General features: G+C 34.7%; 17 protein-coding genes and 1 riboswitch. Of the genes, 8 read left to right on the top strand and 9 right to left on the bottom strand.

From position 1 onward, the window contains the following. Positions 1-43 precede the first annotated feature (43 nt). From JOD29_RS06875 to JOD29_RS06865, 3 genes are read right to left on the bottom strand one after another with little or no spacing between them, the layout of a single operon-like run. Entirely contained in the window at positions 44-1,480 is a 1,437-nt protein-coding gene (locus JOD29_RS06875; protein WP_205101641.1) for a M20 family metallopeptidase, read from the bottom strand. Beyond that, complete coding sequence (locus JOD29_RS06870) at positions 1,480-2,790, bottom strand: amidohydrolase (RefSeq protein WP_275579637.1); 1,311 nt, start codon at positions 2,788-2,790, stop codon at positions 1,480-1,482. The genes JOD29_RS06875 and JOD29_RS06870 overlap by 1 nt, the downstream gene beginning before the upstream one ends. Positions 2,791-2,812: 22 nt before the next feature. Further along, complete coding sequence (locus tag JOD29_RS06865; RefSeq protein WP_124763946.1) at positions 2,813-4,363, bottom strand: AbgT family transporter; 1,551 nt, start codon at positions 4,361-4,363, stop codon at positions 2,813-2,815. Between the two features lie 111 nt (positions 4,364-4,474). Between JOD29_RS06865 and JOD29_RS06860 the strand changes: the two genes are divergently transcribed. Both JOD29_RS06860 and JOD29_RS06855 read left to right on the top strand, forming a co-directional pair. Continuing rightward, entirely contained in the window at positions 4,475-5,791 is a 1,317-nt protein-coding gene (locus JOD29_RS06860; RefSeq protein ID WP_124763867.1) for a helix-turn-helix domain-containing protein, read from the top strand. A 169-nt stretch (positions 5,792-5,960) separates the two neighbouring features. Next, positions 5,961-6,875 (top strand): DMT family transporter, encoded by a 915-nt coding sequence (locus JOD29_RS06855; RefSeq protein WP_124763866.1) that lies wholly within the window; start codon positions 5,961-5,963, stop codon positions 6,873-6,875. 74 nt (positions 6,876-6,949) lie between these two features. On the opposite strand, the gene JOD29_RS06850 is transcribed toward JOD29_RS06855, so the two are convergent. After that, positions 6,950-9,322, bottom strand: coding sequence for a polyprenyl synthetase family protein (locus JOD29_RS06850; RefSeq protein ID WP_124763865.1), 2,373 nt, complete (start codon positions 9,320-9,322; stop codon positions 6,950-6,952). A gap of 247 nt (positions 9,323-9,569) precedes the next feature. Here JOD29_RS06850 and JOD29_RS20800 point away from each other — a divergent pair, with 247 nt between their 5' ends. After that, positions 9,570-9,668: a hypothetical protein gene (locus JOD29_RS20800; protein ID WP_420844547.1), complete on the top strand. Its 99-nt coding sequence runs from the start codon at positions 9,570-9,572 to the stop codon at positions 9,666-9,668. A gap of 217 nt (positions 9,669-9,885) precedes the next feature. Here JOD29_RS20800 and JOD29_RS06840 read toward each other — a convergent pair whose 3' ends face one another. Further along, positions 9,886-11,166, bottom strand: coding sequence for a glycosyltransferase family 2 protein (locus JOD29_RS06840; protein ID WP_124763945.1), 1,281 nt, complete (start codon positions 11,164-11,166; stop codon positions 9,886-9,888). Between the two features lie 377 nt (positions 11,167-11,543). Here JOD29_RS06840 and JOD29_RS06835 point away from each other — a divergent pair, with 377 nt between their 5' ends. Continuing rightward, a complete protein-coding gene (locus JOD29_RS06835) occupies positions 11,544-12,461 on the top strand; it encodes a ketopantoate reductase family protein (protein ID WP_124763864.1) in 918 nt (305 codons plus the stop codon). Positions 12,462-12,568: 107 nt separating this feature from the next. Further along, positions 12,569-12,747, top strand: a riboswitch (Lysine riboswitch). A 119-nt stretch (positions 12,748-12,866) separates the two neighbouring features. Beyond that, positions 12,867-13,751, top strand: a complete 885-nt coding sequence (dapA, locus tag JOD29_RS06830; protein ID WP_124763863.1) for a 4-hydroxy-tetrahydrodipicolinate synthase — start codon at positions 12,867-12,869, stop codon at positions 13,749-13,751. 58 nt (positions 13,752-13,809) lie between these two features. On the opposite strand, the gene JOD29_RS06825 is transcribed toward dapA, so the two are convergent. The 3 genes from JOD29_RS06825 to JOD29_RS06815 all read right to left on the bottom strand — a co-directional run bounded on the left by JOD29_RS06825 (position 13,810) and on the right by JOD29_RS06815 (position 16,724). Then, entirely contained in the window at positions 13,810-14,871 is a 1,062-nt protein-coding gene (locus tag JOD29_RS06825) for an LLM class flavin-dependent oxidoreductase (protein ID WP_124763944.1), read from the bottom strand. Positions 14,872-14,985: 114 nt separating this feature from the next. Next, a complete protein-coding gene (locus tag JOD29_RS06820) occupies positions 14,986-16,173 on the bottom strand; it encodes a DHH family phosphoesterase (RefSeq protein WP_124763862.1) in 1,188 nt (395 codons plus the stop codon). 119 nt (positions 16,174-16,292) lie between these two features. Further along, positions 16,293-16,724 (bottom strand): SRPBCC family protein, encoded by a 432-nt coding sequence (locus JOD29_RS06815; RefSeq protein WP_124763861.1) that lies wholly within the window; start codon positions 16,722-16,724, stop codon positions 16,293-16,295. A 189-nt stretch (positions 16,725-16,913) separates the two neighbouring features. On the opposite strand from JOD29_RS06815, the gene JOD29_RS06810 reads away from it, so the two are divergent. The 3 genes from JOD29_RS06810 (at position 16,914) to JOD29_RS06800 (ending at position 19,645) form a co-directional block, all read left to right on the top strand. Further along, the gene (locus JOD29_RS06810; RefSeq protein ID WP_124763860.1) at positions 16,914-17,570 is read left to right on the top strand and encodes a hypothetical protein; all 657 of its coding nucleotides are present in this window, start codon (positions 16,914-16,916) and stop codon (positions 17,568-17,570) included. A gap of 59 nt (positions 17,571-17,629) precedes the next feature. Beyond that, on the top strand, positions 17,630-19,147 hold the full coding sequence (locus JOD29_RS06805) for a glycine betaine uptake BCCT transporter (protein WP_124763859.1): 1,518 nt from the start codon (positions 17,630-17,632) through the stop codon (positions 19,145-19,147). 195 nt (positions 19,148-19,342) lie between these two features. Next, complete coding sequence (locus JOD29_RS06800) at positions 19,343-19,645, top strand: hypothetical protein (RefSeq protein WP_124763858.1); 303 nt, start codon at positions 19,343-19,345, stop codon at positions 19,643-19,645. Positions 19,646-19,720: 75 nt separating this feature from the next. Here the strand turns inward: JOD29_RS06800 and JOD29_RS06795 are convergent, their stop codons facing one another. Beyond that, positions 19,721-22,486 (bottom strand): EAL domain-containing protein, encoded by a 2,766-nt coding sequence (locus JOD29_RS06795; RefSeq protein WP_124763857.1) that lies wholly within the window; start codon positions 22,484-22,486, stop codon positions 19,721-19,723. Between the last annotated feature and the right edge of the window lie 256 nt (positions 22,487-22,742).

Genomic DNA, 22,742 nt, shown 5'->3' with positions numbered 1-22,742 from the left:
AATAATAAAAGTCCAACCATTAGTTTTGGTTGGACTCTTTTTATTAAATCGTACTTGGTTGTAAATCACTCGGAAGCGGACATTTATAACCTGATTTCACTTGTTTCTTTAATTCAGCTTTAGCTTGTTCAATTAACTCTTGGTTATTGAAAACTTCAACAGCTGAAGAGGCTAAAACCTGAGCTGCATAGATTAGCCCTTTATGGGCAATTGATGTTTTCCCTTGTGAGACTAATTGCCATGTATGAAGTGGTGTCCCAGCAACAAAACATGTTGTGAAAAACTGAGCAGTAGGGATTACCCAACTTACATCACCAACATCCGACGAACCTGGCATTACTTCATGACCATTTACATAAGGAATAATTTCCTCAAAGAATGGGTTTTCTGGATTATAAAAAGTTTCTTGTAGAGTATAGTCTGACAGCTTTTTAGCATCTGAAATAGCAGTATCAATTTCTTCAGGAGTTATTGTATTAGACATTTTTTTAGCATACTCTAATTCTTCATTAGTGTAAGTTGGTAAACCATATTCTTTTAACTTTTCGTAAAGCACCTTATTCAATGAGTCATTAGGGATATAATTTGAACAAGCTTTATTAAATTTAATGCTCATTTTAGTACCCGTCATTAGTGCCGCACCTTTAGCGATATCTATAACTCTTTGATAAATCGATTCTACTTCATCAATATGGGGTGCTCGAATTAAATACAATACTTCAGCATTTGATTGCACTACATTAGGTGAAAGACCACCTGTATTTGTAATTGCATAATGAACTTTTGCTTCAGGAATAATGTGTTCACGTAAATAGTTTACACCAACATTCATTAATTCAACTGCATCTAGAGCACTACGGCCTAAATGTGGTGAATTAGCAGCATGAGCCGCTTTTCCTTCAAAAGAAAAATACACTTGGTAGTTAGCAAGTGAAGAGAAAGACCAAACACCTGTGTATGAGTTTGGATGCCATGTTAAGGCGATATCTACTCCATTAAATACTCCTTCGCGAACCATGAAAGTTTTCCCAGAGCCGCCTTCTTCACCAGGGCAACCAAAATACTTAATTGTTCCTTTAATTTTACCTTGTTCAATTAAATCTTTGATGGCAAGTACTGCTGAAATTCCTGCTGTGCCAAGTAAATTGTGGCCACAACCATGTCCGTTGCCGTTTTCAATGATTGGTTGGCGAATATCAGATGCTGCCGTTTGACTTAAACCTGAAAGAGCATCGTATTCACCTAGGATTCCAATAACAGGTGCACCCGTTCCAAATGTAGCTGTGAAAGCAGTTGGGATATTCCCGACTCCTCGCTCCACAACAAAACCTTTTTCTTCAAGGAAATTGCTTAATATTTCAGCAGACTTGAATTCTTGAAAACGCGTTTCAGGATTTTCCCAAATTTTATCACTTAATTTTAGGATTTCCTCACTATTTAATTCAATTAACGATGAAATCATATCTGTTACTTCTAACATTATTCATTACTTCTTTCTTCTAAGTAGATTTGTTGGATTGTTGAAAGCCATGTATCTAAAGCTATTTTCATTACCTTCTCATCAATATCAAATTGCTCATGATGATGACCGGCCGCTAGGGTTGTTCCAAATACAGAATAAGTGGAAAGTCCGCCTTGTTCTTGAACTGCACTCATCATAAAAGTAGCGTCTTCTGATCCGGCTGCAAATGAGGTTAACCGATGAACTGTATTAACGTTTTCTATATCAAGAGCCGCTTTCTCTATGATTTCATTTAATTGATCAGATGATGAGCATGTTTTCGCAGCCCCCATGATGTCATAGCTTAATTCCACATCATACATAGCCGCAGCACCATTTAAAATATTGATTGCTTGTTGATACATATAATCGTGTGTCTCGTCATTTTCACCACGTACTTCTAACTTTAATAAAGCAGAGGATGGGACAATATTTCTTCCTTCACCTGCAATGCATTGTCCTACATTCACTCTAGATGCGCCCGCACTATGTCGAGCAATAGAGTGTAAACCTAAAATAGCTTGAGCAGCTGCAAGTAAAGCATTTTTACCTTGTTCAGGTTCTGCTCCTGCATGAGCAGCTTTACCTGTAAACTGTGCATCAATTTTAGTTGTTGCTAAAAACCCGTTTGTCCCAGCTATAACCGTACCAAGAGGAACCCCTGTCCCAACGTGTAGGGCTAAGAAATAATCCACTCCTTGAAGAACTCCTGCATCGACCATTGATTTCGCCCCTCGAACCCCTTCTTCAGCGGGTTGGAAGATAATCTTAATAGTTCCTCTAATATGTTCGCGGTTTTGACTCAGTACGGTTGCAAGAGCTAAACCAATTGATGCATGGCCATCATGTCCACAAGCATGCATTTCTCCATCTTTTATGGAACGGAATGCTAACTGTTGTGGAATATGTTCATCCTTTGTTGATTCCATAATAGGTAGGGCATCGATGTCTACGCGGAATGCGATTGTAGGACCTTCTTCTTGTCCTACAATCTTTGCTACAACACCAGTAAAACCACCTTTCATCGATTCCATATAAGTTTCGATTCCACCATTTTCAAGTGCATATTGATATGCATTTTCTAAATCTAGTTCTGATGGAAGACCCATTCGATTTGATGAAACTACTTCTTTTCCGACCGATATTTCAAAACCTAGTTTTACTAATGTATCAGCGATGATGGAAGCCGTACGAAACTCTGTCCATCCGACTTCTGGATGACGGTGGAAATCTCTACGCCATTCAATCATTTTTTCTTCAATATTCGTAGGAATCGTAAATTGTTTCATTTTCATTCAGCATCCTTTCACATTACATGTTTACATATACGCCCGGGCCAATTGGTATACCAAGCCAAGCGAATAACATGAGTAATCCACTCCAAAGAATGAAGAAGACAATCGTGTAAGGGATCATTAATGACATTAACGTACCAATACCCGCTTTTTTATCGTAAACAAGCATAAAGGATAAAATGATGGCGAAGTATGTGTTTAATGGCGTCACCATGTTTGTCGATGATTCACCTACTCGGTAAGCTGCTTGAATAAATGCTGGATTGTAACCAAGTGCCATAAATGTTGGGATAAACACAGGCGCTACTAACGACCAAAGTGACGAACCACTAATAATAAATAAACTTAGGATTGCTACTAAAATCATAAATAGGAAAACTGCAAATAGATTTGTTAATTTAATAGTCTCTAAAATTTCTGAAAAATGAACGGCTAACCAAGTTGCAATATTTGTCCAGTTAAAATAGGCAACAAATTGAGCAATCATAAAGATTAAAACGATATAGCTTGATAATCCAGTAATGGCTTCTGTCATAATTTTCGGAACATCAGCTGTAGATTTAATTTGTTTCGTTGTCACTCCATAAACAATACCGTTTACTAAGAAGAACAAGAACAGAATCGGCACAATACCTGACAAGAATGGAGATCTCAAAATCGTACCATCTTCGTTTAATAATGGAGAACCTGGAATCATTAAAGCAATCACAATAATAGCGATAAAAATACCCGTTGCAATTCCTGAATTACGAAGACCACGTAATTGCATAGCTGATAACGTGTTTCCTACTGATTTTTTCTCTCCTTTATATTGACCTAAACGTGGCTCAACATATTTTTCTGTTAAGATTGTCCCTGCAATTGCTAATAAGAAAGTTGAAGCACTCATGAAATACCAGTTATCAAGAGGAGATACTACTGTACCTTCCATAAATCCACTTGCAACCTCAGTCGCAATTCCGGATAATAAAACATCTGTACCAGCAACCATAATATTTGCTGAGAATCCAATACCTGTAGAAGCTAAACCAACAGCTAAACCAGCTAATGGGTGTCTGCCAACTGATAAAAAGACTAATGCTGCTAATGGCGGAACGACTACAAATGCCGCATCAGATGCAACATTCCCTAAAATCCCTATAAAGAATACAGTAAATGTAATGATCTTCTTTGGTGTTTTTGTAATGGCACGGATCATCAATGACTCAAGTAAACCTGATTTCTCAGCAACACCGATACCTAGCATCATTGTTAGAACAAGGCCTAGTGGCGCAAATCCTGTAAAGTTTGTCAGTGTATTGGCTAAGATATATTGAATACCTTCCCCTGAAATAATGCTTTTTACTGCTACGGTTTCACCTGTGTTTGGATGAACGACTTTCGCATCGAATAAATTTAAAGCCCAAGATAATAGAACTAATATAACTGTAAGATAGAAAAATAGCATAAATGGATGAGGTAGTTTATTACCGAAACGTTCAATAAAATTTAAAAACCCATCAAACTTTGACTTTTTTTGAATTTCCGTAGTGCTATTTTTGATTTCTCCTAAATTCTCCAATTTGATCACCCCTATGTTTAATTAAGGACACCTTTATGACATGTCTTTAAATGTATGATATATTAAAAATAATAACTTAACAATCATTATTTTCAGAAAAAGGAGAAATTTCTCGTAATGAGTCGAATTGTGGTGTTCTCAAGAGTCTATTCATTGGCTTGGGTAAAGCAAGTAACATCGCTAGATTTTAAGCATGTCGATTTTGCTTTCGTTTCCTATGATTCTTTAGTCGAATTAAAGGATTTATTCATTGAAAAAATACAGCAGGTAGATGGAATAATTTTTAGTGGTCAAATTCCCTACTTCTATATACAAAATCACTTTCCTGACATTCAAGTGCCAATGCTTCATTTTGATATTTCAGCCGAGGATTTCTATCGTGTATTATCGGAAGAGCTCTATCGAAATAAAGAATTTCAGATGCAACGTTGTTCAATGGATTTTATCTATGAGGAAAATGATTATCTAGGTTTAAAAGAGTGGGTTCGCCCGGAGGAATTCCCTCAATTGTTTACAAATACAATACAGATTTATGATTCAGATGATATTTATGATGAAATCCTTGATTATCATCTTAAGGTTTGGAATACGGGGAAAATAGATGTTTGTATGACGCGATTGACGAATTTACCGCAACTTTTGGAACCATATGGTATTAAGCCAATTGTCATTCACCCTTCACAAAAAAGTATGAAGGAAAAAATCGAATCACTGTTAAAGATCATCAAATTAAATAAATTAATTGAAAACCAAGTCGTAATCGGTCATTTAGAGTTGAACAAAAATAGTGATAATGTAGTGGACTTAGACTATCGACAAATGTCTCTCCATAAAGCAATTCTAGACTTTGGACGTATTAATAAAATCAAATTTATTATTCACCGAAACGCTCTTTATTTTGAAATCATTACAAGCTATAGCGATTTTAAAGAAATTACGAATGATATGACAAAGTGTAATCTGGCATTGTATTTAACTAATGAATTAAGATTCCCAGTTCAAATCGGTTGGGGAATTGGCCATTCTATACAGGATGCACAATTAAGTGCACAAAAAGCCGCCGCCAACAATAAATCACCGGTTACGGAGGCATATGTTTTTACAAAGGAGGGGCAATTAGTTGGACCCCTTGGGCAACTGGCCCAACTTGAAATATCAACTCAAACAGACCCTACTTTAGACGAACTGAGTAGTAAACTCCATACCTCTTCCTTACAACTGCAAAAAGTGAAAGCGATAATGGATAAGTTACAAACAAACTTATTAAGCGCAGAAGATTTAAGTAGCCATTTAGGAATTACAGACCGTGCAGCAAGTAGAATATTGAAAAAGCTAGAGGAACAAGGAGCAGCCACAGCTTCCTTAAAACAGCAAAAGAAATTACGGGGGCGTCCAAAAAAGGTGTATACTATTCATTTTGATGATTTGATCTAGGTCAAATTTCAACACCAAAACTTTTAACTATTGCCTTTACTTTTACAATGAATATGGGCTGAATCTAATCTATTAAAAATCATCTTGCTAATCTAGTCATTAACATGAGAAGATTGTTTTCGTTAAATAAATACCCTTGAGGTAAAATACTAGAAATTGGTGAGACTTGATGAATAAAAAAGCATTAATCTTGGCGCTTATTACTGTTTTTATTTGGGGTTCGAGCTTCGCATCAAATAGTGTAAGTTTACAAAATGGCTACTCTGCAGGTCATTTACTTTTAATACGCTTTATTGTTGCTTCAATCATTTTTGGCGTGATTGCTTTGTTGCCAAAAATGAAGATTAGAGTGCCAGATAAAAAGGATATTTTTAGAATAGTAATTCTTGGATTTATTGGAATAAGTGGTTACCATATATGTGCTACTTTTGGGCAGTTAACTGTAAGTGCAGGTACTGCAGGTATGTTAGTTGGTTCCGGTCCTATTTTCACAACTATTTTTGCTATTTTAATATTAAAAGAAAAACTAGGAAAAGTAGGTTGGATCGGTCTAGCATTCGGTTTTGTTGGAATTACGTTAATTGCTTTAGGGACTAGCAAAGCATCCCTAGGTATATCACCTGGCGTTTTTTTAATAATAACTGCGGCAATTGCAACATCTATCTTTTTTGTCTATCAAAAGCCGTTATTTAAAAAATATACAGCTATTGAACTAACTGCTTACTTTACGTGGGCGGGTACGATTCCATTTCTAATTTTTTCGCCAGGACTAATTGAGGGCATACAGTCGGCTAGCCTTGAAGCAAACATAAGTGCCATCTATATTGGGATTTTCCCAACAGCAATTGCCTACTTAACATGGGCCATTGCATTATCCTTATCTGATGCAAGTGCGATTTCAAGTACACTTTATCTTGAACCGGTGATTGCAATTATCCTTGCATGGATCTTACTAAATGAACTACCTACCTCCCTTTCACTTGTAGGAGGGCTCATCGCCATTTCAGGTGTTTTAATAGTGAATTTCTTAGGAAAAAAACAGAGTTTAACTTCATTCAGTAGGGCTGAATCCCCTACTAAATGAAGTTCAAGCCCATCAAAAAGAGGACTTTCCAGTTGTTAAAAACTTTTGGAAAGTCCTCTTTTCATGTTACCGAGCTATCGTTCACGAGTAACGAAATAATTCATTAAATGTTTTAGAAAGCTATTATTTTTAGGTAAACTTTGAAGCGATTCAATCGCAAGACAATAATGATCCCACATTTGTTTTTTAGCACTATTTACTCCTAAAAGGGAAACAAAGTTTGAAACCATGTTCTCATTATCTTGATGCGTTGGTTTTCCTAACACGTCAACATTCCCTTCTACATCGAGTATGTCGTCTTTAATTTGAAATGCGATCCCAGCATGATAGGCAAATTTTTTTAATCCCTCAATTTCTTTATCTTCAGCATAGGCAAGGATGGCTGGGATGACGAGTGAAGCTTCAAAACTTAATCCGGTTTTATAAAAACATAGTATATTCAACTGCTGAATCGTCATTTGCTGTCCTTTACTTGCTAAGTCCATTGCCTGACCTTTACATAATTCTGCTGTTACGTGTGCGGAATATTGAATCATTTTCAGTACTTGCCCGGCATCAAACTGTTCTAAGGAACTTTGTTCTTCCGTGGCCTTCATTGTCAAAAATATTCCTGTTAACTCGGCTACCGCAACATTATATAATTCATGTACGGTTTTACGCCCTCTACGAAAATGCGCATCATCTTGTGAAGGCAAATCATCGAAAATTAATGAGGCTGTGTGTAAATACTCGATTGATTTTAGTACTGGCAAGAAAGCAACCTCGTTCAATCCATAAACCCTTACCCCCATAAACCAAGCGATAATTGGCCTTAACCGTTTTCCATTTCCCTCTAAGCTATAATTTGCTGCGTCTGTAATCGCATCTTCTACTAACCATTCCTTTTTACTTTTCGCAATCCTTAATGCTTGATTTATCTCGTTTCTTACTGTTTTTATTGTTTGGAAAAATTCTTCTTGTTCCTCATTTTCTTTCTTCAATTCTGTTATTAATTGATCTCGAATGAGCTTATCCAGGAAATCAACGTCTTCTGCCTTCTCTACAATAGTTTGAATAGAAGAGAAAATCTCAGAGGGATCAAATGCGAATAACTGCATAACTTCCTTATACTTTTGAACACCGTGTTTTTCTTTATACCTCTTTAAACCGTTGATCGCTCGGGTTAAAATCACTTCTTTTGTCGATTCATCTGAATGGTACACGTTATGAATTAAATTTGAGATAACAGTCCAATACAATTCAAAAGGATTAATTAGATCAGACCGTTCTTGATGGTATTTAAAATAATAGGTATAAGGAGTTACAGCACCCGCCTCCAAATCTTCAAACAAATCTGCAAAATCATCAGCCAATTGATTGTAAATTCCATACAAAAATGTTCGATTATTAAAGCCGTCATCATCATGGGTATTTAATATAGATCTGGCGATTAAACGTGAGGAAGAGGATTTCAAAATGATAGGTATATAAAGTTCTTCATTTGTGTATTGAGGATTGGACAAGTCCTTTAAACGATCTAGTTCCTGGGATTGGAAAAATACATAAGACTGCTCAGTAAATATTTTACGTTTTTCATTCGTCTGGTGAGAGTGAATATATTCAAATGCTTCTTTTAGTTCCCCGTGAATATAGCTCATCATTTTCATTTTTTCTTCTGGCCATTGACCTAAGGGAGCTACAATACTAGTAGTAATTGAAGTTCTTATTAACTCCGCATACTGTTTCTTTTCATCATTCGTAAAGATATTAGAATCTAATAAATCATCGATGAAGGGATACGTCAATCCATAGGAATACCCTAGTCTAATTGCTTCATCAAGTTTTTTAGTACGGATCTCAGGTAAGGTTTGGTCTGATATTTCTTCCATTTGGTGCATTAATACACCCATAATAATTTTAATTAACTTACGCTGTGCATGGGGGGAATCTATTTCTTTTGGAATTTGCTTTGAAACAGAAGTAAGTTTTTGGAATAGCCATATAATTGTTTCCTCAATTCCTTCCCTTTGCCCCCATCGATACATACCTAGAGAGCTAAATGTACCTGACAACACTTCTGATTTATTTGGAGTAGTCGTCAAATTACTTTTTAGCTCATTCACAACTTTTTGTATTCTATTCTGAATGTCAGTAGAATCTAGTGTCTTTCCTAAATCACGTAAGAAAATATATGAAATACTCCGTTCTAAAAAAGCATCAAGTTTGCCTGTATATTCTAGCCACTTAATTTGACGACGGAAATTATGGGATGTTTTTTTCTTCTCCATGAATGTAAAAAATGAAAAAGGTTTTGCCTGGAGCTTAAAACTCGATGCAAGATCATGTTTTAGCATACCTATATATGCCTTCTCTTTAACTTGTTTTGAAAGCAGCTTAAAATAATGTGATGCACGGCGTTCCGCTTGCCAATAACAGCGATCACAATCAATGATTAATTCCCTATTCATTAGAAACTCCTTCACTCTTTAGGAAATACTTGTACTAAATATTCTATTCTTCGACAAATCCCTAAATACCTAAATATTCTTATAGCCACTATTCATACTTACAATTTACATTTTAAACAATTGAAAAGTGCATGAGATATCAATTAGGTAAGTAATGTTAATAATTGTGGAGGTGCATTTTTATGGCAATGGATGTCTTATGTGAGGTAAACGTTGTTCATTTTGGGCTTCTGGCAATAAATATGATGTGATTCAAATCTATGTAGTAGCCAACAAAAAGGAGACGTCAAACAGAGAAGAAACAGATTGTAAAACATTTGAGAAAAAAGAAGAATTTGAAAATTAATAGTCCCAATTAGATGTTGCTCATCTATTATTGCATAAGCATCCTTTAATTTCCAAATAATAACCAAATGATATATGTAACATAAAAGCGGTGAAGATTATTTCTCACACCGCTTTTTTCTTTATTTAATTTAGGTTGAGGTAATCTATGACGAGTCTCTCATACATAGAATTACTTGCCAATCATTTAGCACTTCAATTTAGAATATACCCCACCACTACGATCTTACGTCATCAATTGATTTTGCAACAGTATGCGTAATTGGTTTCCATTCTACTTCTTTAAATAGTGCTACGATTGCAATTGGAATATACGTAAACATAAAAAATGGGAAGGTAAATGTATAGAGTATCTTTTTCCAACCGGGAGAGTAAATTTTACGCCACTCCGTTAATGTTGTAACGAAGCCTAAGACAAACAATAGACCATAGTACCAACAAAACGACCTCACTAATGCTATGGTTGTTACCTCAATAACCTCTTTACCGTCTAAAAACCCTAAAATTCCTGCTAAAAAAAAGAGTCCATTTATAATTAGACTAGTACAAGAAATCAACATTGCTGGCATAATTGTCATTGTCATATCAAAACAAGAAAAGCGATTTTGTTTTCCTTTAATAATGGTGTCAATTAGAGTTTTCCCATATTTTGAAAAGACTTGATAAAAGCCTTTTGCCCAACGTAACCTTTGATTCCACGATTGTTTAAACTTAACTGGTTGCTCATCGTAAAAAATAGCGTGCCTATTATATCCGATTTTTTCCCCTTTAATGATCAGTGAAACTGAGAATTCAATATCTTCTGTTAACAGATGGTGCACCCATCCTCCGTTATTCTTTATTAATTCAGCTTCGACTAAAAATCCGGTACCTGAAACTGCACAACTTGAGTTTATCGTCATTCTAGGAAGATTTAAATATTCTGCTTCATGTAGGAACCATAATGCGTATCCTGCAGAAATCCAATTTTGATCATAATTTTTTGAATTTCTATAGCTTGTAATAACCCGATATCCTTGGCTAAACGTATTATTCATCTCATTTATATAGTTTTGATCAAGTAGATTATCAGCATCAAAAATGAAATAACCATCATATTTTTTGTAAGCAAACTCGGTTTGGATAATCTTTATCATATAGTCAAGGGCATACCCTTTCCCTACCTGGTCTTTATTAATACGCTTTCGGACAATTGCCCCGCTTTGCTCCGCTACAAGAGCTGTTTGGTCTGTACAATTGTCAGCAATAACAAAAATGTCGATTAATTCTTTAGGATAATTCTGTTTTTTAATGCTATTAATTAGTTGACCAATTACAAGCTCTTCGTTTCTTGCAGCGATAATCACCGCATATTTATGAAAATTGCTATTTGATATATGTTTCTTTTTGCTCTTCTTAGCCTTTAATGCAATAAACATGTATATGATTTGATAGAAATACAGTATTGCAAAGAAAAGGAACATGATAAAATTAAAGTTTGTAACAAATTTTGAGATCATTGATTCCAAGTAGATCCCTCCAAGTAGTCATTGTTATGAATCATTTTTTTCCTAACTTCTCACCTTAATTAGAAATTCACAAAAATTGTAAGAGCAGTTATATTCTTCCTCTTCCCATTTATTTTAATCAGCGGCCGGGATTTACTCCCTGAAGTGTAATCTTAATACTGTATTGCTAATTATCAATTAACTACATGTAAAATTTAGGTAAATTATTTAGAAGTGCGCTTTTCCTAAATTAAGTAAGTTAGTTCAGTAATTTCATTCCATTTAGTGTTTTTTTTGTTAAGATAAATTTAAGAGACTCTTCATGATGAACATCCACTTACATACATAGATTGACTTAACTATTATTTATTTAAGGAAGGGAAGCTAAAATGGGAATTCAGACAGTATCAATAATTGGGTTAGGTGCATTAGGGATTATGTATGGACAGCATTTCTCAAAAAGACTACCAAAGGGGAATGTTAGAATTATTGCGGATACCGAACGTATCAAAAAATATAAAAAAGATTCCATCTATTGTAACGGCGAACAATGCGACTTCCACTATGTCACACCAGATGAACAAGTTACACCTGCGGATTTACTCCTTTTCACTGTAAAATTCGATGGATTAGATGGGGCACTTGAGTCAGTGAAGCATCATGTGGGAGAAAATACAATCATCCTCTCCGCTTTAAATGGCATTATTAGTGAAGAATTAATTGGCGAAGTATATGGACATGACAAGTTGCTTTATTGTGTTGCTCAAGGTATGGATGCCGTTAAAGTAGGGAATAAACTGACATATGAGCATAAGGGAAAGCTCGTTTTTGGAGACAAAGTGCCGGGGATCATCTCTGATAAAACAAAGAGTGTTAGTGAATTTTTTAATAAGGTTGAACTTCCACATGAAGTTGACACCAATATGTCAAAACGTCTATGGGGTAAGTTTATGCTCAATGTTGGTGTAAATCAAACCGTTGCAGTCTATAAAAGTAATTACGGTACAATTCAAAATGAAGGCGAAGCAAGAAATACGATGATTGCCGCGATGCGAGAAGTTATAGCGTTATCTGAAAAGGAAGAGATTTTCTTAAGCGAAAAGGATTTAAATTATTGGCTAAATGTATTAAGTACGCTAAGTCCAGAAGGCAAACCTTCAATGGCTCAAGATGTTGAAGCAAAACGCAAAAGTGAACTTGAACTTTTTGCTGGAACGGTGTTAAAGTTTGGTATAAAATACGGCATTCCAACTCCAGTTAATCGAATGCTTTATGATCAAATTAACGCTATTGAAAGCAAATATTAAAATTAATTTTCTCATAATTATCTAAATTTTAAAAATACATTGCTTTCTCATAAAAAAAGGAGTATTATCATATTAATAATTATATACAACTTATTTCAAACTATTGAAGTAAGGATAGAGGCGCAAAGACCATCAGTACACAATCCGAGGATGATGAGATCCTATGACTATTGTGGAAAGGGGAATTTGCCGAAGTTGATAGAATCTCATTATTCTTGAGGCTGGTCCCGTGTTGAATAAACACTGGATTGTCATATAGGAAACTATATGGAGGGCTATCTTACGCAAAGAAATGATTTTTATTTCAATGCAACAACGAGCCCTCGTTGTTGCTTTTTTGCGTTTACTTTTCTAACGCCCTTCTCCCTCTACCTTTCAAAAAAATTTAAAGGATGTGGAGAAGTAATGAATTTTGGAAAAATTTTAACTGCTATGGTGACTCCATTTGATGCAAATGGTGAGATCGATTATATCGCTACAGGAAATTTAGTTAATTATTTAATCGCCAATGGTACTGAAGGTTTAGTAGTAGCAGGGACAACTGGAGAATCTCCAACATTATCAAATGAGGAGAAAATTGAATTATTTAAATTTGTTGTAAAAGTAGTTGACGGTCGAGTTCCTGTTATCGCCGGTACTGGCTCAAATAACACGAGAGCTTCAATTCAATTAACTCAACAAGCAGAAAATGCTGGGGTTGATGGTGTAATGTTAGTTGTTCCTTACTACAATAAGCCATCACAAGAAGGTTTATATTTACACTTTAAAGCAATTGCTGACTCTACTACTTTACCAGTAATGCTTTATAATGTACCAGGTCGTACTAGCGTGAATATGACTCCTGAAACTGTTATTCGCCTTTCTAATATTAAAAATATTGTGGCGATCAAAGAAGCTAGTGGAAGTTTAGACGCAATGGCTGAAATTGTAGATAAAACGCCTGAAGGCTTTTCATTGTATAGTGGAGATGATGCTTTAACAATACCAGCTCTATCTGTTGGTGCTATTGGGGTCATTTCTGTTGCGTCTCATATTATCGGAAATGAAATGCAAGCAATGATTGAAAAATACCAAAGCGGTCAATACGAAGCTGCTGCTTCAGATCATCGCAACTTATTACCAATAATGAAAGCATTATTCGCTGCTCCAAATCCGACTCCGGTTAAAGCAGCTCTAAATTTAAACGGAATCCCTGTTGGAGGCGTTCGCTTACCAATGATTCCTTTAAATGATGCAGAATTAAGCTCGTTACAAGAAGTTTTAAATATGTATTTAGAAGTAAATTCATAATTCTTATATATGCAAAAGGGATGTCTAGAAAATATTTCTAGACATCCCTTAATTATTATTACTTCTCAGAGCCTTCTTGGGCTTCCCAACGAGCAATTTCTTCCCTTACCATTGGTGCTACTTCTTTTCCAAGTAATTCAATTGCCATCATGACATCTTCATGTGGCATGGAACCAACCGGTGTATGTAGCATAAAACGGGTAATACCAACATTTTTACGTAAGAAAATAATTTTCTCAGCAACAGTCTTTGGATCTCCAACATATAATGCACCCTCTAAACTACGTGCATAATCAAAAGTTTCACGCGTATAAGAACCCCAGCCGCGCTCCTTCCCAAGAACATTCATCGCATTTTGTGTTGATGGGAAGAACTTCTCCACCGCAAGTTCTGTCGTTTTTGCAACAAAACCATGAGAATGGGACGCTACCTGTAATTTTGAAATATCATGTCCAGCTTGTTTTGCTGCTTTATAGTAAAGTTTTACTAGGGCTGCAAACTGTAATGGGCTTCCTCCAATTATGGCTAACGTTAGCGGTAATCCAAGGAATCCTGCACGTGCAACTGATTGCGGTGTTCCTCCACTTGCAATCCATACTGGTAATAGATCTTGAACAGGACGAGGATACACACCTCTATTTGGAATAGATGGTCGATGTTTACCCGAAGAGTTTACTATTTCATTTTCTCTAATCTTTAATAATAGATCCAATTTCTCCTCAAATAATTCATCATAATCTTTTAGATCATACCCAAACAGAGGGAAAGATTCGATAAAAGAACCACGACCTGCCATTATTTCTGCACGACCATTTGAAATGGCATCAACTGTTGAAAACTCCTGAAAGACTCGAACTGGGTCATCAGACGATAATACGGTTACTGCACTTGATAATCGAATTTGCTTTGTTCTCGATGCTGCCGCAGCAAGTAACACTGCTGGTGCTGAGCATGCATAATCTTTTCTATGATGCTCACCAACACCATAGACGTCTAACCCAACCTCATCAGCTAACACAATTTCCTCTACCACTTCACGTATTCGTTCTGCATGACTAATCACTTTACCTGTATTTACATCTGGTGTCGTCTCAACAAATGTAGTTAAACCAATTTCCATCATATTTCCCTCTCTTCCTACACGTCTAACCTTCTATTATCAATCCATTCTAGCAAAATATAGTAATGAATTCACATACTTAAAATGTGGAAGAGCTTAGGTCAACACGTACTATTATTCTCTTTTCGATGCTTTTCTTACTTCATTCATTAAATACTGAACAAATACTTCATCTCGTACTAACCATGCTTCATGGTTTCTTTTTAAGTACCGCTCACCATCAGCAAAGTTTGAAAAGGTTTGTTTTATTTTTTCATTGTTTTGTATAATAATCCATTCTTCCTTTTTAGGAACAATTAGAAACGTTTCATCTCTTCGATTTTGATATAATGCCCCAAATGTAGATTCTTTTAAATTGTATCGATTTCTATTGGCATCCTCTTGTATTGGTTCCAAAGGAAATGTTTCCAACACGAATTGTTTATAAGCTTCATCCGATAAGGTGCATCCTGAGGCTTTTTGATGTCCCCCACCGCCGTAGCTTCCTGCTATTTCTGAAACATCAACGTGATCATGAATTGTTCGAAGGGATATCCTTTTCCCACCCATATTTAATATTGCAATATAATCTAGATGTGGATGTTCTTTTCCTAATTCATTACCTAGTTCTGAGTGATAAGATTCCGCATAAACGACTCCAGCAATATAGTCCCCAACTTTTGCTTGGACAATTTCCCTTTTCTTTCGGCGAATATAGCGCTCAATTTTATCCTCTTCCATACTTAACAATTTCTTTTCAAATTCATCGAAATCAAAATGTTCATTTGCTTGAAGACGTTCAATCATCTTCTCTTCAAATTCATCAATGGATACTAAGTAAAAGAGTGAGTTTAGAGAGTGTGCTGCTTGGTTTTCATTTTTCTCCCATTCCCACGTATCATATTGTCTAACGAGTTCTACAAATTCAGAAAGCGCTTCTGTTGGTGCAAGTAATTCATTTGCCACTAGAAACTGATAAAATAAAGAAGTGGCTGATGTTAATTTTCCTTCTTCATCTTCTACTAACACAGTTCCCCACTCAAAATCGTTCAAATGAGATGCAGTTTTGTGATGGTCAATTAATTGGACATTACTAAATTCTTTAAAATGCTCTTGGAGTCTTTTTTCATTTACTTCATTTGGAGATAAATCTGTAATAAATAGAAACGTGTCAGGGTCATCATTTTCTAAAAAGAATTCAATTTCTCTGTTAAGCGAAGAAACTGAATTATAACGAACTGTTACTTCTTGGCCGAAAGCAAGCTTTGCTAAAATACCACAGCCAACTCCATCTAAATCATTATGCGACAATAGTTTATACATCTATTTCACCTCGTAAGTAGTATGGTTTCTTATTTTAAAATTTATTGATGCTTGTATAACATAGTGCATTGAGAACAAAAAAAGCTACATTTACTTCAATGTAGCGTTAAGAAATTGGACTACTTTACAAGTCCACCTCTTATTTTGTTTACACCAAATTCTAGATACCCTTTTAAACAAGTTAACATGAATACCCAGCCCTCTTTATTATCAATAATTTGTTCAAGGAAATCATCAGCAGCTTCATTAAATCCTTCTTCAGTAATCTCAACAATTGTACTTGCACTTTCTTCAATCAAAAGAATTGTTACAATGTGGCCCTCACCGTTCGAACCCCATTCAAAAACGATTTTTTTATCCACTTCAATATCAATTATTTTTATATCTCCCACTGCATTGTACTCTTTATATTCAAGTGTTATCGTCTTCCCTTTTTCCCATCTCTTGGAACTCGTTGAAAACCAAAAGTTCCCGATCTTTTCAGGATCAACAAAAGCTTCAAAGACTTCATTGGCGGATTTTTCAATTCTCATTTTAGTGAGATTGTTCATATAATTCCACTCCTCATTGTATCAACTTATTTTAACTTTTCACCCAAATATTAGCTAAGGAAAATTCCTTATATGAAGAAGATAAGATTCATGTTTGTACAAAAATTGAACAACCTATTAACAGTTCTTTATGTTCCCCATTTATATATCATTTAATTTTACACTTTTCCACGAAGGGAGTACTAACCATTGAAATTATTTCAAGTACGCAAAGGACAATTTGTTTACTATAAAAACGAATTACACAGGGTCTATACAGTGAAACCTGTTTATAAAAAATCAGTCCACCTCATTCGGTTACGTGACTTAACACAGCATTTGTGCAGTGCGGCTGAAGTTGATAGGTATCAACCAAAAGAGGGTGACAGCTTTATTTTCAATCACAATGTTTTTACGCTTAATAAAGACCGAAAAGCTCAAAAAGGGGATTATATTTTAATAACCAATCCAGATCCAGATTATTTAGACCATTATTCATTAAATGAAATTGAAGTTGTAGATACAGTCGAAAATAAAGGGGTTATTACAAATAATTCAAATGGTATCCGTCATCATGAATATTTGTTAATGGTCCCTGGTAGATCAGAAAATAGTAACCCAATTGAATTCCGTGATATAAATCATTCAGAAGAAAATGATGTGAACGAAAGTGTTCCAACATTTGATATTTTCCTTCCATCCATTGGAGATGTGTATAAAAAAAAGGACCCAAACTCTTCCCTTGAATCAATGGTTATCGCTATTAAAGGAAACATTATTTATCTTGGCGGTAGCATTGAAATAAATGAGGAAGAATTACTGGATAGTACTAAATGGGAGTTTTTATATAACATTTTAGATCAATAATCTTCAATATAACCAGTGATTCAAGTTGTCTTTAACCCTATGATTATTGGAGGTTTTCAATGGAAAAGTTCAAAGAAAAAAGTGTTTTTATTATCTCTCTGGCACTTACCCTTATTTTTATATTGTGGGGTATATTTTTTACAGACAATTTGGCAAAAGTAACGAATATTATTTATACCGGGTCGATTGATTATTTAGGTTGGGTATATATCGGAACAACCTTTTTCTTTGTTATTTTTTCAATCTACTTATTATTTTCTAAGTATGGGCACATTCGATTAGGAAAACCAACTGACAAGCCAGACTTTAACACTGCTTCATGGCTTGCTATGTTGTTCGGAGCAGGTATGGGTATCGGGATTGTATATTGGGGCGTTGCCGAACCTGTTACGCATTATACTAAACCTCCATATGGTGAAGGTTATACGATTGATGCTGCTAATACAGCAATGACATATACTTTTTTCCATTGGGGATTACACCCATGGGCGATTTATACAGTGATTGGACTAGCCCTTGCCTTCTTTCAATATAACAAGAGATTGCCCGCATCCATTAGTTCTGTATTTTACCCGGTTTTGAAAGATCGTATTAACGGACCAATTGGGAAAACAATTGATATTCTTTCTGTATTTGCTACAGTTTTCGGTATTGCAACATCACTTGGACTCGGAGCATTACAGGTTACGGCTGGTATGCATACTATCTTTAATGCACCTGATACGCTTTTGGTTCAAATAATTGTAATTATTGTTGCAACAGTCATTTTCCTTATTTCGGTAAATACAGGCTTAGAAAGAGGGATTCAATATTTATCGAATAGCGCCATGATTATTTCATTTGCAATACTGTTGTTAATATTGATTCTCGGTCCAACATTAACAATTGTAAAAGTGTTTTTTAATACAACTGGACTTTATCTTAATAATTTTATTCAAATGAGTTTACGATTAAGACCCTTTGGTGAAGGTGAATGGATTGCAGCATGGACACTTTTTTATTGGGCATGGTGGATTGCATGGGCACCATTTGTAGGAATGTTTATTGCTCGTATTTCAAGGGGACGCACAGTTAAGGAGTTTGTCATTGGCGTGTTAATAGTACCCACTATTGGTACTTGTCTCTGGATGTCCATTTTTGGTGGAGCTGCTCTAGATTTGGTTGTACATAACAACAATCATGATTTAGCCACTTATATTTCAGAAAATGTATCCTTAGCTATATTTACCTTCTTTGACCAACTACCACTTAGCACTTTTCTTGGTATTCTTGGTTTTGCATTGGTCGCTATTTATTACATTACTGTAGCAGACACAGCAACATTTGTTTTAGGCATGTTAAGTGAAGGTGGCACATTAAACCCTTCGAATAAGATTAAGATGACTTGGGGAGTTATTCAAAGTGCTGTTGCAGCTGTCTTACTAATATCTGGGGGGTTAGAGGTATTACAAACTGCATCTATAGCCGCAGCCCTTCCTTTTGCTTTTATCATGTTAGTCATGAGTTACTCTTTATTAAAAGGATTTAATGGAGAACTTGAGATTCAAAGGAGAAAAAAACGCGTTAAAGAAACTTGAAAAATTATAGCCGCAATCGTCATAGGCTATGCGATTTTTGAAAAGTAAAAACTTGGATGAAATTTTACACAATTTGGAATAAATATGTATCATAATGGTTAAACTTCAAATAAGTTAAGGACAACCATTGCGTATGCTTAGATATCAATAAGATAAAAATGATAGTAGTAAAATCATTTCAAAAGGATGATATCAATGAATAGACAAAAAGCTAAATTCAGCAATAATAAATCAAAAAAAATTGAAAATAAAATTGCAGAACTAACCATCTTAAGTATTTTTGCGTTCGCAATCATTATGGCATTCTTAAGTTCCATTTCAATCCAACCCAATTTGACGAGCATAGAGTTTTATTTCCTTTTATTTGCGGTAGTCGTTTTCCTTTATAAACCCTCAAGATTATTTATACTTAGAAGTATTGTTTATTTGTTCAGAATCACATTGAGTTCGGTTAAAACTATTTTTTCAACAGCCTTTTCATTTATATTAAAACATTAACGCGTATCATCTTAATAATTTCTTTTACAACGTAAAATGGCTGAACAGAAAATATCATCTTCTGTCAGCCTTTTTTTATGATTTTTGAAATAAAAATTGAGCTTCAAATTCTTCAATCGAACAAGGTTTACCGAAATAATAACCTTGTATATGGTAACAATTTTGTTCAAGTAAATACATTAGCTCTTCTTTTGTTTCAACACCTTCAGCAATAACATCCATCTTCAAATGTTGAGCCATTTTAATCATTGCTGTTGTAATGCTGGCATTTTCAGATTTTGAAGAAATATTTTGAATAAAAGATCGGTCAATCTTGATTCCATCGATATTAAAGGTTTTTAAATAGTTGAACGAAGAATAACCTGTACCAAAATCATCAATATAAATCTTTACTCCTAATTCTTTTAAATCACGTAAGGTTTGGAGAATATACTCTTCATTCTTCATAATTGAGTTTTCCGTAATCTCAATCTCTAACCATTTTCCCTCTAATTGAAATTCATCTAATAGATTTTGCAAGTCTTTTGCAAATCCTTTTTGCAAAAATCGTTGGGAACTGATATTTACACTGATTGGTATTAATGGGATTCCCGCTTTTCTCCATGCAACTAATTGCTCACAAACTTTCCGTTTCATCCATTTCCCCAAAGGAATAATCAAACCTGTTTCTTCTGCAAGTGGAATAAAATCTCCAGGTGAAATAAGCCCCATAACTGGATGCTCCCAACGTATCAGTGCCTCAGCACTTATTGTTTCTCCTGTCAGTGCATTCACACGCGGTTGAAAATGAGCAATAAATTCACTTTTAAGAATAGCCTTTCTTAAATCTCTTTCTAAGAAGAATAATTGCTCACTCTTTCTTCTCATGGACTCATCATAGATCTGGTAAGTATTGCGCCCAAGTTCTTTTGATTGATATAACGCTATATCTGCCCGCTTCATTAATTCAATTACCGTTGTTCCACTAGGGGGATAAATACTAATTCCTATACTAGCTGTAATAAATAGTTCATGTTCTTCGATATAATAAGGTTTTGCAAGGTTTCTGCCAATTGTTTCTGCTAATAAAACTAATTCGCTATTGGATTCTAATTTTGGACAAAGAACCATAAATTCATCGCCACCCATACGAGCAGCAAAGAAATTAGTCCCATCAATCGTTTCCAATAAACGGCTAGCAATTTGTGCTAAGAGTTGGTCGCCAATTAAATGTCCTAAAGAATCATTAATAAATTTAAAACGGTCTAAATCAATCATTAAAATTGCAAGTTGTGAATTAGTTTCCTCCGCTCCTATTAAAGACTCACAAAGGATTTGATCCATCCCTCTTCTATTTAGAAGTTTAGTTAACTCATCATGATGTGCTAAATAGGCATTCGTTTCTTGCACCCGTTTATTTTCAGTTATATCTTTTCCAATAAAATAAATACCTTTTATATTTCCATCAATGACTATAGGGAGTAGGGTCATGTTCAAGCATAATTTTTCTTCATTTTGAATTATTTCAAGTTCAAAATATTGCATTTCGCCTTGGGTTGCGTTTTTTAAATAACTCTTAATATAGCCCAAATTTTCATATTGGAGTATATCTTCTATTGTGAGATTTTGCTTTAGCTCATTGCTTATTCCAAAAAGCTCTTTTGTCTTTGGATTTATATCGATAATATTGCCATTTACATCAAAGACAACAATGTAATCGTGACTATATTTAAATAATGACTGGTATTGTTCTTGATTTACTTGAAGCTCCCTTTGTGTTGTACGTAATTCAGAAACATCTAACACAGAGCCAACTATTTCTGTAACTACACCTTTATGTTTAATTGGAGTTACGTCTACATAAATAAGCTTTCCTTGAAGTTCAATTTCATAATTCACTCGTTTCCCTTCTTTAAAAGCCTTTTCATAATGGTAGTGTTTCATTTTAGCCATTTCTTCTGGAAAAACATCAAAAGGAGTTTGGTTTTGGAGCCTTTCTTTTGTAGTGCCAATTTTATTCATTAGTTTTCCTGCAGCCATTGTGTATACTAACTTTCCATTAGCATCTTTTTTCATTTTGAATATGCCATTTTGTAAGTTTTCTATCGTATCCATAAAGTTGATTTGCAACGCTTGTTCCATCTTTACCCGTTTCGTTATATCGTTACGAAAACTTACATACTTATAGGCTTTTCCTTCGTCATCCAAAAAGGGAACAATGGTTGTATCATGCCAATATAAGGCTCCGTCTTTAGATTTGTTTTGAATTTCTCCTCGCCAAACCTTTCCACTTTTAATGGTATCCCACATTTCGTGGAAAAACTCATTAGGATGAAACCCTGAATTTAAAATACGATGGGTTTTCCCTATCACTTCTTCCTCTGAATATTTCGTCATATTACAAAAGTTTTTATTAACCATTGTTATTACACCATTTCCATCCGTAACAGAAACATTAGAAGATTCATTTATAGCTAATTCAATATCCTCAATCTCTTTAATTAGTCTCGTTAAGTGCTCATCATCCATTTTTTTATCTTCCACTGCTTTTTTTATCAGTATGACATCATATACTTCCTGTCCAAACGGTAAAGAGTGAATTCGAAGGTTGATTGATAGTTGTTGATTGTTGTTATTTTTTATCACAATGAGATGATCTGCTTTTACATTGTCAAAACGATTTATAAGCAAGTTAATATTGCGCCCTACGAAATCAATTGCCGAAATACTGAAAAACCTTTCAGCTGTAGGGTTCAAATAAACAATTTCCCCAATATTATTAATAACTAATATACAGTCAGCTAAGTTGCAAAATAAATTAAAAAATAGTTCATCATTATTATAATTAGTTATCAATTTCATTTGCGCCTCTTTCTTTTCCTCTATAACAATAAAACCTTAGAAGTAACAAATATTCACTTTTTATTTTCTACGAAAACCACCCTTTTGCATAGTACTAAAATAATAGGAATAATTCCCTATTAAAGGAGTTAATTACTAGTAGCTTTAATAAACAAAACGATTAAATTTTAATGGAGATGAATGTCGATAGGGGATTGATCATAGGGGTCTCAAATCTTTCTAAAACCAGAGTTTTTAATAGTTTTATTTGCTGCGC

Origin of the sequence: Lysinibacillus composti (assembly GCF_016908465.1) — a bacterium.
GTDB classification, from domain to species: Bacteria; Bacillota; Bacilli; order Bacillales_A; family Planococcaceae; genus Ureibacillus; species Ureibacillus composti_A.
The sequence above is the reverse complement of the archived record's forward strand: the minus strand, read 5'-3'. Positions and strand labels throughout refer to the sequence as shown.

Bases quoted from the DNA above. Each gene is read 5' to 3' on its own strand.
- JOD29_RS06820 (WP_124763862.1), bottom strand. From the start codon at position 16,173: ATGTATAAACTATTGTCGCATAATGATTTAGATGGAGTTGGCTGTGGT.
- JOD29_RS06835 (WP_124763864.1), top strand. From the start codon at position 11,544: ATGGGAATTCAGACAGTATCAATAATTGGGTTAGGTGCATTAGGGATT.
- JOD29_RS06875 (WP_205101641.1), bottom strand. From the start codon at position 1,480: ATGTTAGAAGTAACAGATATGATTTCATCGTTAATTGAATTAAATAGT.
- dapA (WP_124763863.1), top strand. From the start codon at position 12,867: ATGAATTTTGGAAAAATTTTAACTGCTATGGTGACTCCATTTGATGCA.
- JOD29_RS06805 (WP_124763859.1), top strand. From the start codon at position 17,630: ATGGAAAAGTTCAAAGAAAAAAGTGTTTTTATTATCTCTCTGGCACTT.
- JOD29_RS06840 (WP_124763945.1), bottom strand. From the start codon at position 11,166: ATGATCTCAAAATTTGTTACAAACTTTAATTTTATCATGTTCCTTTTC.
- JOD29_RS06850 (WP_124763865.1), bottom strand. From the start codon at position 9,322: ATGAATAGGGAATTAATCATTGATTGTGATCGCTGTTATTGGCAAGCG.
- JOD29_RS06795 (WP_124763857.1), bottom strand. From the start codon at position 22,486: ATGAAATTGATAACTAATTATAATAATGATGAACTATTTTTTAATTTA.
- JOD29_RS06870 (WP_275579637.1), bottom strand. From the start codon at position 2,790: ATGAAACAATTTACGATTCCTACGAATATTGAAGAAAAAATGATTGAA.
- JOD29_RS06815 (WP_124763861.1), bottom strand. From the start codon at position 16,724: ATGAACAATCTCACTAAAATGAGAATTGAAAAATCCGCCAATGAAGTC.
- JOD29_RS06860 (WP_124763867.1), top strand. From the start codon at position 4,475: ATGAGTCGAATTGTGGTGTTCTCAAGAGTCTATTCATTGGCTTGGGTA.
- JOD29_RS06825 (WP_124763944.1), bottom strand. From the start codon at position 14,871: ATGGAAATTGGTTTAACTACATTTGTTGAGACGACACCAGATGTAAAT.
- JOD29_RS06855 (WP_124763866.1), top strand. From the start codon at position 5,961: ATGAATAAAAAAGCATTAATCTTGGCGCTTATTACTGTTTTTATTTGG.
- JOD29_RS06800 (WP_124763858.1), top strand. From the start codon at position 19,343: ATGAATAGACAAAAAGCTAAATTCAGCAATAATAAATCAAAAAAAATT.